This is a genomic window from Reichenbachiella sp. MALMAid0571 (assembly GCF_040151475.1).
Taxonomy (GTDB): Bacteria; Bacteroidota; Bacteroidia; order Cytophagales; family Cyclobacteriaceae; genus CAXBNB01.
Genome location: NZ_JBDKWG010000098.1, coordinates 25,423 through 39,055, shown reverse-complemented (window position 1 = coordinate 39,055; position 13,633 = coordinate 25,423). Strand labels below are relative to the sequence as shown.

Below are 13,633 nucleotides of genomic sequence, written 5' to 3'. Positions count from 1 at the left end.
TTGGATACTCCTAAAAGAAACAACCAAAAAACCTATCAAAAGCAAGCATGGGTTTTCAGAAAAACCAGAAAACGATTAGAAACATTGTTTTCTCAACTTTGTGATCAGTTTATGATCCGAAGAAATTATGCTAAATCTTTCTTGGGATTTAAAACCAGGATTTTGGCTAAAATCACCGCATTGACATTGATCCAGTTTATCAACAAATTTGATTTCAACAGACCAATAAACAATTTAAAAGTCGCTATCACTTAATTAGCACAACGGGTTAGGTTTAATATTAGACATTATCACGGTTGATTGTGCATAGAGAGATTACAAGATTTTTTTCTCCAAAATTAGCAATGAATTGGCGGTTTTTTTAAGAGCAAAATTCTCCATAATAAATCAACCGTGATAATGTCTATTATTATACACAAAATAGTGTACTTTTTTACTAAAATAGTTGAAAGCAATTAATTATAAGGAACATAATATTGCAAATGTCTATTGGTCAACAGAAGCTTTTAACGGAATTCATAAATAAGAATTAAGAATGAAGGATTTGCAAATAAAAAATGTGAAATTATATAGAGCGTATTCGAAACTGAAGAACCCTATTTCTGATGCCACTCATACACTGACCGAATTGTCATTTATTGTAGTTCGGATACAACTGGAGAATGAGATTGTTGGAGAATCCTATTTGCTGTCATTTCAGTATTCACCAAACGCTATCATTGGTGCACTAAAAGATTTATCGGAAGTATTGAAAGGATATCATGCCAACGAAACTGGTCTTGTTAATAAAAGGCTAGAAGCATTAAATGAGTATTTTGGTAATCAGGGATTGTTAAGATGGGCACAAGCAGCCATAAATATTGCCATGTGGGATGCTTGGGGTAAATTTTTGAGACTGCCTATTCATAAAATTTTAGGTACTCATCAGGAAAAAGTGGCTCTTTACGGAAGTGGTGGTTGGATCTCCTATTCTATTGATGAGTTGATAGAGGAAGTGACTAACTACGCAGAGCGAGGATTTAAAGCGGTAAAAATAAAAGTAGGCTCTCCAAAAGTAAGCACCGATCTGGAGCGATTAAAAATGGTAAGAGAGGCAGTTGGGAATAAAGTGGATATCATGATGGATGCCAATCAGGGAATGGATCTGCCTTCAGCAATAAAACTGGCTAACGGTGCACGTGAATTAAACATCAATTGGTTTGAGGAACCCGTCCATCATCAAGACTTTCAGGCATACCAAATTCTTAAAAATCAGACAGGAATTTCATTGGCCATGGGAGAAAGAGAGTATGACACCTTGCCTCTCCGTGAATTGGTGACACGCAATGCCATTGATATTTGGCAACCGGATATATTAAGGATTGGCGGAGTGGAGGCTTGGCGAGAAAGTGCTGCCTTGGCCAAGAGCTTTCATCTTCCGGTGCTACCCCATTATTACAAAGATTATGACGTACCCTTGTTGTGTACAATCTCAAATGGAGTGGGAGCGGAATCGTTTGATTGGGTCGACCCGTTAATTGATCACCCTATGCTTGTAAGTGACGGTTATGCAATACCACACGATCGCCCTGGGTGGGGGTTTAAGTTTCTAGACGAGTATTTAACAGAAATAAAATAATGGTCAAAATCAACTTAGGAGTATTTTCACTTGAAGGCAAGCTAGCGCTGGTAACAGGAGGTGGTACAGGAATAGGTTTGGGTATTTCAAGAGCCTTCGTTCAAGCTGGTGCAAGGGTGGTGATCACAGGAAGGCGTGAAAGTGTATTGCAAGAAGCAAGTAAGGAGTTGGGAGAGCAATCGTTATATCAGGTTCATGATATCACAGATAGAGGTAGTATTCCGAAGTTGGTTGAGGAAATTGAAAATAACATTGGAGCCATAGATATTTTGGTAAACAATGCCGGAATCCATCATAAGGCATGGGCACAAGAAACAACTGATGAAGATTTTGAACGAATAATTCAAACTAATCTTATAAGTGTATTTAGCTTGACCAGAGAATGTGTCAGGTATATGATCGAAAGAAAGCAAGGTGCAATTATAATGATTAGTTCGATGGCAGGTCTTTTCGGTATTGATCGTGTATCTGCTTATGGCACATCCAAATCTGCTCTTACTGGTCTGGTTAATTCCTTGGTTACTGAATATTCAGAATACAATGTCAGGGTAAATGCAATTGCACCCGGATGGATTGAATCCAATATGTTTTTAAATGCCATCAGTAAAGATGAAGCAAGAAAACAGCAGATCACCAATCGCATTGCAATGGATCACTTTGGCAAAACTGAGGATATTGGTAATGCGGCAGTATTTCTAGCTTCAGCAGCTGCTAAGTACATTACTGGAGTGGTTTTGCCTGTAGATGGTGGTGCTGCTATTAACTTTTAATGATACCAAACACTTTTTTTGAATATGTAGAAAAGAAATCCATTGTGCAACTCGCTGCGAATGCTATTTCAATTTTGTATAATAATATAGATAAATGACGAAAATAATTCTTGTATTAGGCTTTTCAGTAGCAAGCTTTCTTTTAGGCTCATGTAACCAATCGTCTAAAACTAAAACATTGTTTTTGGCTCATAGCCTTCCTCAGACTCATCCTGTACACAAGGGGATAGTCTATTTTCAAAGTCAATTGGCTGAGATATCTGGAGGAAAATTAAAAATCAAGATATTTTCGGATGGGCAATTGGGAAGTGAAAGAGAAGTACTGGAATTGCTTCAAATAGGTAGTATTGCCATTACAAAGGTAAGTGCTGGCATTATGGCAAATTTTTCTCCAAGCTATGAAGTTCTTGGTATTCCATACCTTTTCAGGGATAAGGAGCACTTGTTTAATGTACTCGAAGGTGAAGTTGGAAAGGAAATGCTAGAGGGGAGTAGTGATTTTTTGCTTCGTGGATTGTGTTTCTACGATGCAGGAAGCAGGAGTTTTTATACCAAAGACAAGCCGATCAGGACACCTGATGATTTGAAAGGATTGAAACTCAGAGTGATGAATCAACAGATGTCAATTGAATTGGTGAATAGCTTAGGGGGATCTGCTACACCTATGGCTTTTGGAGAGCTATATACAGCATTGCAACAGGGTGTAGTGGATGGTGCGGAAAATAACCCTCCATCATTGGTGTCCTCAAACCATTTTCAAGTATGTAAATATTATACTCTGGACGAGCATACATCTATTCCGGATGTATTGGTGATCAGTACTAAATATTGGGATGCTTTATCTGAGCAGGAAAAAGAATGGATTGAAACAGCTGCTAAATCCTCAGTACCAATTCAAAAACAGTATTGGGCTCAATCTGTACAAGAATGCCTTGAGTTGCTTGTGAAAAACAAAGTTGAGATTATACGACCGGATAAGGTTCTTTTCGAACAAAGATCCAAACACCTGATTGAAGAATTATTGAAGGACGAAGAAAAGAAAATAATGATAGAAAGAGTCAAATCCTATTGAAGGGGCTGATTGATGTTTATGTATAGACATAGATTATGTGTATAGAAATATTTTTTACTTTTTGACACACTTTAAATACTTGTAAGTTGACTTTCAAAAAATTATCATCGGAAAAATCAATAAACGACGGGGAAAGAAGTCACTTTGTAGCTCCTCATGGACAGCAAGATATATTTTTGGAAATGTCCGATGGTGAAATATGGAAAAAGTTTAGAGAAGATGATGAGTCGGCTTTCGTGCACATTTATGAAAATTATTTCTCTCAACTGTTTAATTATGGACACCGTTTTTGTCAAAATAGGGAGAGTGTAAAGGATCATATACAGGATATGTTTGTGGATATGAGAAAAAATAAAAGTAGGCTTGGTGATACGACTTCTATTAAGTTTTATTTATTCTCATCACTTCGCAGGAGGATAATTAGAGCTGAATCTAAAAATTTATTCTTTGCAAATAACTCAGTTAATCTTGATAATTATGATTTTGAGGTAGTCATTTCTCCTGAACAAAACTTCATCAACAATCAGATGAATGCAAGAGTCAAAGACATACTGTCTAAAAACCTTAATCTACTTTCTTCGAGGCAGAAGGAAGCTATTATGTACTACTATTATGAAGGGTTTTCATATGTACAGGTTTCAAAATTGATGGGGTTTTCAAAAGTGAAGTACGCTCGTATTTTGGTTTACCGTGCTGTTAAAAAAATGAAAGAGAACATCAATGTCTCGGAGATAATAGGCCTATTTATAGGCTCTCTTTTTATCTGAATAAAAAAAACCTAAAAAAAGTGTAGGCACTATTTTCATTTCTGTCTTATACAAGTAGGTAGCCTCTTGGATATGAATTATAGTGAGTATAGTCTGGAAGATTTTTTAAACGATGAATATTTTATCGAGTGGGTGACTAATCCGTCTCCTGAGTGCAATTATTTCTGGAAGAATTGGATGGCAAAACATCCTAAAAATGCTCAAATAATCTACCTCGCAAAGGGAATTATTGACTCCTTAGAATATAAAAATAGCGTATATCCTACATCTGATGAGAAACTGGAGGTATTGGAAAACATAATAAAGAAATCTGGCAAAAAAGAAATCAAATTCAGTGGCGCACTAAAAATAGCTGCTGTTGTGGCTGTTTTGCTTGGATTTGCAGCATTGTTCTATGTTGTGGAAAATCAGAAAACAGAAGATTTGGTATCTACTACCTATATGGTATCTAAGCAAACCAAATATGGTGAGAAAAAAACTTTCAGGTTGCCTGATGGGACAGAAGTAAAATTGAATTATGGAAGTAAACTTTTATTTCCATCCGAATTTGAAGGTGAAACAAGGGAAGTCAGCCTGATTGGAGAAGCATTCTTTGAAGTGAATCCCAATCCTGACAAACCTTTTATTATTACCACAAACAATGTACAGACAATGGTTTTAGGAACTTCTTTTAATATTAATGCATATTCAGATGAGGACGAAATAAAGGTGATGGTGGCTACTGGTAAAGTGCGTGTTCAGAATGGATTGGATTCTAATAAACTAGAGGATGTGGTTTTGTTGCCCGATGAAATGGTAAGCCTTCATAAGGTAACTGGTAGAGTGGTTAAAGAAAAGTGTGATTTATCAGAACATCTCGCCTGGAAAGATGGAAAGATAGTTTTCAGAAGGGCATCATTTGATGAAGTTGTAAATAGGTTGGAAAAATGGTATGGTGTAACTATTCAAATTGATGAAGATATCCAAATTAAGGGGAAGTTTAATGGAGCGTTTGATAACCAGAGCTTAGAGAATGTATTGAGGGGTTTTAGCTTTTCAAACCTCATCGAGTTTAAATTGATTAATAAGACAGTAAAAATCCAAAAAAATGAAAAAAACTAAATTCAATACAAGTTAAAAGCCAATGCTTAAAAAAACATTGGCTTTATCACTTGACTCTAAGGTTGCAGCAACAATCTTAGAGAAGACTGTTCAATGAAAACATGTTTCACTAAACTATCAAATTACATGAGAACAAATTTACACACAATTTGGTTTATGACAAAGTGCGCCTTTTATGGTCTTTGCATCCAAATCCTATTTGGCACGATGCTTATTGCTTCTTCGGGAGAGGCACAAAATAAGAGTCTGGAAGAAATATTTCTTTCCGTCCAACTCAATGATGTGCAGCTGGTTAACTTATTTTCAGAATTGGAAAATAGCACCAAGTTCAATTTTTCTTACAATGATTCTCAGATTGATGAAAATCAAAAATTGAGTTTGGAAGTAAAAAACGAATCGTTTTTTAAAGTATTAAGAGTCATTTCAAAGAAAACGGGGTTAAGCTTCAAACGCATTGACAATAATATTTTTGTCAGGATGAAACAGGATGATGGTGAGGCTGTAGAAGAAGAAATTGAAATGACGATCATCGCAGATATTGAAATATCTGGAAAAGTCACTGATGAAAATGGAGAGGGATTACCTGGGGCTTCAGTCATAGAGACAGGCACTACTAATGGCACTACTAGTGATCTGGAGGGAAACTATAGATTAAGTCTTTCAGAAGGAGCTACTATTGCAATTTCTTTTGTTGGGTACAAGACCCAGAATATATTGGTAGGGACTCAGAGTGCCATAGACATTCAAATGGAGGTCGATGCGGAGCAGTTAGAGGAAATAGTAGTAGTAGGTTTTGGTACTATGAAAAAAAGTGATTTAACAGGATCTGTAGTCACTGCTGATATTGAATCTTTCAGACAAACTTCAAATGTAAGTATTGCCCAGTCTTTACAGGGGGCAGTACCGGGCTTAAATGTAGGTGCTACAACAACCCAAGGTGCTCAGCCGACTATGTCTATCAGAGGGTTGAATACCCTGGGAGGGGCAACCTCACCTTTAATAGTACTGGATGATGTAATATTTAGAGGAAGGATGACATCTATTAACCCAAATGATATTGAATCAGTAACAGTTCTTAAAGATGCCAGTTCTACCGCTATTTATGGGTCTCAAGCAGCAAATGGGGTAATTATAATTACAACTAAAAGAGCTGAGTCAACATCAAAACCAATTTTCAGTTATTCAGGAAAAAACAGTTTTCAGACTCCAACGAAATCCTGGACACCAATGAATAGAGAACAGTTTCTTCAAAAAAACAAAGATGTATGGTGGAGACAGGCATATACAGAAGAATCAGGTTACCTTCAACCAAATCCTGATTACAATGATGCGGATGCACTAGTTACCCTGCATCAGGTAGAAGGTCTCAACGATGGAACAGATACTGACTGGAGAGAATCAGCTACTAGAACTGGAATCATAATTGACAACACTGTGAATATGCAGACGCGGGGAAAATACTCTTCGACCTATATGTCGCTAGGGCATACCGACTCAAAAGGATACGTGCAAAATGATAATTTCAAAAGATTGTCTGCAAGGTTAAATGTTGACTATGATATTTTTGATTGGTTAAGGGCGGGAGTTCAAACCTTTATGACAGTTTCAGACTATAAAGGGCAGGCTACAAGCTTAGGCGACATATTACTAAAATCTCCCTTGTCAAAATCTCATAATGAAGACGGAAGCCTCTTTTTGTTTCCTGATGGTTTTTTAACACCATTGTTTTTTCAAGATACCGAGCAAGTGGATAAGTACACTACCTTCTATGGAAATTTTTATGTAGACATGGAAGTTCCTTTCGTAAAAAATCTTAAGTATAAATTAAACTATACTCCTGACTATCGCCAACATAGATTGTACACCTACAACCCACACGGAAACAGCGACACTGGGGAGGCTCAAAAACAACATTGGAATGATTTTGATTATCAAATTAACCATCGGATCAACTACAGGAAATTCTTTCTGGAAAAACATTCTATCGACCTGACATTGGCTTCAGGACGAGAAAAGATCACAGAAGATTACACTTCTGCATTATCTGGAGAGTTTGCGTTGCAAGGGCTTGATTGGAATAGGTTACAGGATGGTTCTGTTGAAAAACAAAGCACAACAACTGGTGCGGAGCAAGAGACGAGTGTATATTATATGGGGCGGCTAGTATACAACTATGATGATAGGTATTTATTAACAGGAACGCTAAGACGAGATGGGTTCTCTGGATTTGGAGCTAACAATAAGTTTGCTCAGTTCCCTTCTCTTGCCTTTGGATGGAAGTTCACGGAAGAAAAATTCCTAAAGGATAAAGTGAGCTGGTTGAACGATGGAAAATTAAGACTTTCTTATGGTGAAAATGGAAACAGATCGGTCAGTCGCTATCAGACATTGGCTCAGATGACTTCAGCATTCGGCTACACATTTGGTGGCAATTCAGCTTTTACTCAAACAACTTCTACCTTAGGAAATCACAATTTGAAGTGGGAAACGACATCATCACTTAATTTAGGTCTTGACCTTTCAGTTGTTAATTCACGTATCAATGGTGTGGTGGAATTTTATTCTACCAAGACTAATGACATGCTCTTTCCCGTAGCTCTTCCAAATCTGGGAGGGATAAGTTCAACATTTACCAACTTAGGGGAAATGAAAAATAAGGGCTTGGAAATTACTTTAAATACGATTAATGTTCAGAGCGATAATTTCAGTTGGAACAGTACCATTACTTATTCCAGAAACAGGAATAAGATAGTTTCTCTGCTTGGTAAAGATGATAACGGAGATGGCATAGAGGATGATTTGATCTCTTCAGGTCTTTTTATTGGTGAATCAAGAAGTGCTATTTACACCTACAATATTTTGGGATTGTATCAACTTGGAGATAATAACATACCTTCAAATTCAGGGCCAGGACTTTATAAGTATGAAGATATTAGCGGACCTTCCGGAGAACCTGATGGAGTTATTAGCTCTCAAGATGACCGTAAAATAATAGGTTACAGTGACCCTTCTTATCGTTTCAGTATTAAGAATATCTTGACATGGAAAAACTTCTCATTGATGATACTATTGAATTCTATCCAAGGAGGAAAGAATAATTATGTCGGAGCTATTACTGGCCCTACAGGAGACCAAAGAGACGACCTGGCAAGAAAAAATAATTTTGGTGTAGAACATTCACAATACTGGTGGACTCCACAGAACCCGAATTCTCAATTCAAAGAGCTTTTTAATGATGATCCGGTTCAAAATAACAGATACTTTCAGAGAAATTTTGTAAGGCTACAGGATGTGTCGTTAGCCTATAAATTTAATTCAACATTGTTGGAGAAGCTCAACATACAAGATCTCAATATTTTTATAAGTGGTAAAAATTTATACACATGGACTGATTGGTATGGATTGGATCCTGAAACAGGTGATGGTTTCATGACCGCTTACCCACTACTGAAAAGTTACACATTTGGAATAAATCTATCATTTTAATTAATCCTATATAAGATGAAATACATTAGATATATAATAGCGATAAACATTTTCTTTACATTTTTTGCGTGTAATGACGATGAATTTTTAATAGAAGAACCACTTGATATATATACAGCAGATAATTCTTACAATACATCGGCTGACATTGTATCAACACTTACTGAAATGTACAGACTTGTAAAAGCCGAATTTGATGGCTCTCAGGACTACACCTATATGTTTCATGGTACAGATGTGGCTATGAGTCCCAGAAATGTCAATGAGCAAATAGGTTATAGAGGAGGTGCCACCATTACTCCGGATAACGAGAGAAGTCAAAAAATGTGGGATGGCATGTACCTCGTTATTAAAAATGCGAACTTGGTATTAGACAAAGTAGAGGGAGTAGAATATCCTTCTGAAAGTTTGAAAATCGAGCACATTGCAGAAGCCAGATTTTTCAGGGGATTTGCATACCGAACACTTGCAAATATGTACGGAAGAGTGCCTTTGGTTTTGGAAGTTGTAAATGAAGTCAAACGTGATTACGTGAGGGCTGAATCAAGAGACGCAGTGTATCAGCAGTCAGCAGATGATTTGGATTTTGCTTCCAAAAATTTACCGGGCATTGATCAGGTAGATGCAGCGGGAAGAGTTTCAAAAGCGGCAGCTTATCACATACTGTCTGAGGTATATATAAGCCTAAAGCAATTTGACAAAGCAATAACATCGGCAAAATGGGTAATTGATAATCCAAATTTTGAATTAATGACAGAGCGTTTTGGTCGCAGGACAGATGTGGCTGAAACAAATGTATTTTGGGATCTTTTTCAAAGGGGAAATGTTGATTGGCAATCAGGCAACAAAGAAACCATTTGGGCACTGCAAACTGCTTATGGAATTCCGGGAGGAGGTAATTTAAGTCATAGTTCCGATGGCAATATTAAATTTGAAAGAGCTTTTGGTCCACTATACTGGTTTGCAAATGATCCTGATGGGGTCAAGGCTTTTTTTGGTCCGACAACACAGAATGGAGGAAGGCCTGGTGGGTATATTTCCGTTGTGAATCATGTGAAATACGGTATATGGAAAGACAATTGGGACAATGATATTCGGAATGCTCCATGTAATATTAAACGTGATCACATTGTAGATAATCCTGCTTCAGCTTATTTCGGACAGTCTCTTAATGCTTTCAAAGATCAAACCGATACCTTATGGCATAACCTTCCATATTGGATGAAGTTGACAACTCCTGGAGACCATTTGCCTGAAACTATTCAAAACCCAGAAACGGGCGAGCTTTGGGCCTCAGGTGGTGGTACTCATAAAAACTGGCAACATATCAGGTTGGCTGAAACATACTTATTGTTGGCGGAAGCCTATTTGGGTAATGATGATCAAAACAATGCGGCAATTGCTATCAATGTCATAAGAAATCGTGCAGAAGCTCTTCCTGTTGCATCCGGAGATGTAGATATAGATTATATCCTAGATGAAAGATTAAGGGAACTCCTTTTTGAGGATCCACGCAGAATGACATTGATGAGGATGGGAAAATGGTATGAACGTACTACAAAGTATAATACATGGTCTGGACCAGACAAGGTAGAAGCTCACTGGGAGTTATTTCCCATTCCTGCGTCTCAGATAGAACGTAATACGGAGGCAGCACTAGGTCAAAATGACAACTATTTAAACTAAAGAAGTAAGCCCATGCAGTGTAAAATTTTATACTGCATGGGTCTTTAAGGTATTTAGAATGTGGAGAGTAAGTTTGAATGAAATGGGTATCATCTTGAAACGCTAAACAATTAGTCTATTAAATCAATCTGTATGAAAAATGAAATTTTACTGATTGTGGGATTGGGATGCATTGTAATGGCTTGCTCTACTCAAAAGTTACGAAAGGAGGATTTCAATAATGCAGTAATCAATGGAAAAATTGCCAACGAAGGCTATAATAGATGCCTGAGATATGTCAATGGCTGGCTTGAAAAAGCAGATTCCACTACAGAACTGATTTCCGAAAATTTTGATAATAGCGAAGGGGTTGATACTTGGAATGCATATAATAATGCTGCAGATAATTACCCCTTTATGGTTTTGACAGCATATTTGCTTGATAAAAACCTGTACAAAGGGCGAATGCTTAACATGCTAAAAACAGAGAAAAGCATTACTTCAAGAGTAAGGTCTTTGCCGGATGATTACTCTTTTTCAAAGCAAGGTTTTAAAAGAGATACAATAAATATGGACTGGATTATCTTCGGTGCATCAGAATATTGTAAAGACGGATTATTACCTATAACTGAATACATCGGTGACTCACCTTGGAAGGATCGGATGTTAGAGATGCTTGACGATCTTCATCTTGAATTTGAAGTGATAAAGGGTGCAGACAAGCTTGGGCAGTACAATGCTCCTGAGGAAGAGGTGAACGGAGAAATGTTGCAAATTCTTTCACGAGTTTTTTGGATGACAGGTGAAAAAAAATACTTGGATTGGGCGATAAAGATTGGGGATTATTATTTGCTCGGGGAAAAAGACCTTACTAAGGTAGAGTACTTGAGAATGAGAGATCACGGTAGCGAAGTTATTTCGGGACTTGGTGAATTATATGTCACCCTCCATTTTGCCGATCCCAAAAAGAAAGCTACTTATACAGAGAGCTACTACGAACTTCTTAATTTTATCTTAGAAAAGGGGCGTAACGAATCTGGTCTTTTTTATAGTGCATTTGATCCTGTGGGTGGGGACATCTTGGATAGTAGCATAGCTGATACATGGGGATACATATACAATGCTTATTATTCTGTTTATCTGGTGGATAACTATAAACCATACTATGAGGAAATAATCAAAGTACTTACTAACCTGAATGATGATTATCGCAATTTTCCCTGGGTAGGTAAGATTCCTGATGGTCATGCGGATGCCATTGAGGGTGGCATCAATTTATTGAACAGGATACCTATGGATTCATTGGCTGATTGGATAGACGGTGAAATAAGGGTGATGTTTGATATGCAACAGGAAAATGGAATAATCGGTGGTTGGCATGGAGATGGCAACTTTGCCCGAACAACGATAATGTACTGTTTATGGAAAACTCAGGGTACTCAGTGTCAACCTTGGAGAACCGACCTGAAACTGGGAGCTACGGAAGAAAATGGCAAATTAAGAATTGCTATTAATGTGGAAAATGACTGGGAAGGTAAAATTAAATTTGATACCAAACGACACAAGGAGAATATGCACCTCCCAATAGACTACACAAGAATCAATCAATTTCCAGAATGGTTTACTGTATCAGATGACGAGACTTATTTAGTCAGCATAAATGGTGATGATGCGATGGATTTTAGCGGCAAAGAACTGATTGAAGGTATTGAGATTAAAGTGGCAGGAGGAAATCCAATGTATATAGAAATTCAATAAGTAACAATTAAACTGATGTGTGCCATAGCATTTTTATGCTGCGGTTTTATGGTTTATCTGTTATCTAAATTTTACTATTTAAATATTACTATCAACTATGAAACGCAAAGAATTTATCAAAATTACAGGAATGTCTGCTTTGGCAGCCACTTGTTTCCCTGGTTTTTCATTTAAAGAGCAATTAGAGACTGCAAGAATAGAAAGATTGTCAATGCCACCAAAGCATCATTTTTTTGGATATTATGGGGTAAATCCTTGGGATAAATCTGGGACTAAACATTTGGCATTAGAAACAAGCTTCGACGATCATCGACCTACCGTTGATGACAAAGCCAATGTAGGTATCATTGACAAAACGACACATGAATTCACTAAAATCTTAGAGACATCATCGTTTAACCTACAACAAGGAAGCATGCTAAACTGGGTTGATTGTGGCAATGGAGATGAATTCACATATAACGACAGTTTGGATGGCAAGTTGATTTCTTATGCAGTCAACATCAAAACAGGCAAAAAACGTAAAATTGATGGGCCAATTGCGTCAGTTTCTCCAAGCAACGATAAGGCAATAGGACTGGATTTTCAAAGAATGGGATTTATCCGAAAGGTAACAGGTTATGCTCATGCTGATGACAACTATAGACTGGAAAATGTTCCTTCAAATGACGGGCTTTATTTATTGAATTTGAAGACTGGTTCAAAAGATCTTATTTTGTCAATTAAGGATATAATGGATCAAGTGGATACTGAGGTGCCAGAGAATCAACCTGCTTGGATTGACCTTGTCTTTCATAACCCGACAGGGAGTCGCTTGTTATTCCTGTACAGGATAAAACAAAAATCAAAGTGGGTAACTTCTTTATGGACAGTAAATATTGACGGAAGTGATTTGCAATGCCAGATACCTTTTGGAAGTTGGATATCTCATTTTGATTGGAAAGATGAAAAAACTATTCTTGTCACCACTGATATGAGAGGACCTGTAGAATACCTTGAATTCACGGATGGAAAAAAGGATTTTAAACTCATTGGGAAAGGTGTTTTGACAATTGACGGTCATTGCAGCTATCTTAAAAACAAAAATTGGATTGTGTCTGATACATATCCAGGTGAAATTGACCGTCTGTCTGAGTTGTTTTTATTTAACATTGAAAGAAATAAAAAAATCAGCCTTGGTAAATTCCGTCATGAGGAGAAGTATACTGGAGACATTAGGTGCGATCTACATCCAAGACCATCAAAAGATGGGTTGAGTATAAGTTTTGACTCTGTTCACGAAGGAGTAAGACAGATATACACCGTGGATATTTCTGAGATTATTAGATGATGGAAGGCTTTTTTATCTAATAGAATAAATGAGATTAAATGGAACTCAAAGAAGTATTTGGTTCTG

At 37.1% G+C, this 13,633-nt stretch carries 10 protein-coding genes; all 10 read left to right on the top strand.

The genetic code is table 11. From position 1 onward, the window contains the following. Positions 1-255: transposase (locus AAOP42_RS04420; protein WP_349527252.1), on the top strand; the 255-nt coding region annotated here is incomplete at its 5' end. Positions 256-559: 304 nt separating this feature from the next. Further along, the gene (locus AAOP42_RS04415; RefSeq protein ID WP_349527251.1) at positions 560-1,618 is read left to right on the top strand and encodes a mandelate racemase/muconate lactonizing enzyme family protein; all 1,059 of its coding nucleotides are present in this window, start codon (positions 560-562) and stop codon (positions 1,616-1,618) included. Then, a complete protein-coding gene (locus AAOP42_RS04410; protein WP_349527250.1) occupies positions 1,618-2,388 on the top strand; it encodes an SDR family NAD(P)-dependent oxidoreductase in 771 nt (256 codons plus the stop codon). Before AAOP42_RS04415 ends, AAOP42_RS04410 begins: the two co-directional genes overlap by 1 nt. Before the next feature lie 94 nt (positions 2,389-2,482). Then, complete coding sequence (locus AAOP42_RS04405) at positions 2,483-3,460, top strand: TRAP transporter substrate-binding protein (protein ID WP_349527249.1); 978 nt, start codon at positions 2,483-2,485, stop codon at positions 3,458-3,460. A gap of 86 nt (positions 3,461-3,546) precedes the next feature. Then, complete coding sequence (locus tag AAOP42_RS04400; protein WP_349527248.1) at positions 3,547-4,227, top strand: RNA polymerase sigma factor; 681 nt, start codon at positions 3,547-3,549, stop codon at positions 4,225-4,227. A gap of 72 nt (positions 4,228-4,299) precedes the next feature. Then, the gene (locus tag AAOP42_RS04395) at positions 4,300-5,328 is read left to right on the top strand and encodes a FecR family protein (protein WP_349527247.1); all 1,029 of its coding nucleotides are present in this window, start codon (positions 4,300-4,302) and stop codon (positions 5,326-5,328) included. A 156-nt stretch (positions 5,329-5,484) separates the two neighbouring features. Beyond that, positions 5,485-8,814, top strand: a complete 3,330-nt coding sequence (locus tag AAOP42_RS04390; protein ID WP_349527246.1) for a TonB-dependent receptor — start codon at positions 5,485-5,487, stop codon at positions 8,812-8,814. A 15-nt stretch (positions 8,815-8,829) separates the two neighbouring features. After that, positions 8,830-10,500 (top strand): RagB/SusD family nutrient uptake outer membrane protein, encoded by a 1,671-nt coding sequence (locus AAOP42_RS04385; RefSeq protein ID WP_349527245.1) that lies wholly within the window; start codon positions 8,830-8,832, stop codon positions 10,498-10,500. Between the two features lie 132 nt (positions 10,501-10,632). Continuing rightward, positions 10,633-12,237 (top strand): hypothetical protein, encoded by a 1,605-nt coding sequence (locus AAOP42_RS04380; RefSeq protein ID WP_349527244.1) that lies wholly within the window; start codon positions 10,633-10,635, stop codon positions 12,235-12,237. 97 nt (positions 12,238-12,334) lie between these two features. Further along, positions 12,335-13,567 (top strand): hypothetical protein, encoded by a 1,233-nt coding sequence (locus AAOP42_RS04375; RefSeq protein WP_349527243.1) that lies wholly within the window; start codon positions 12,335-12,337, stop codon positions 13,565-13,567. The last annotated feature ends 66 nt before the right edge of the window (positions 13,568-13,633 follow it).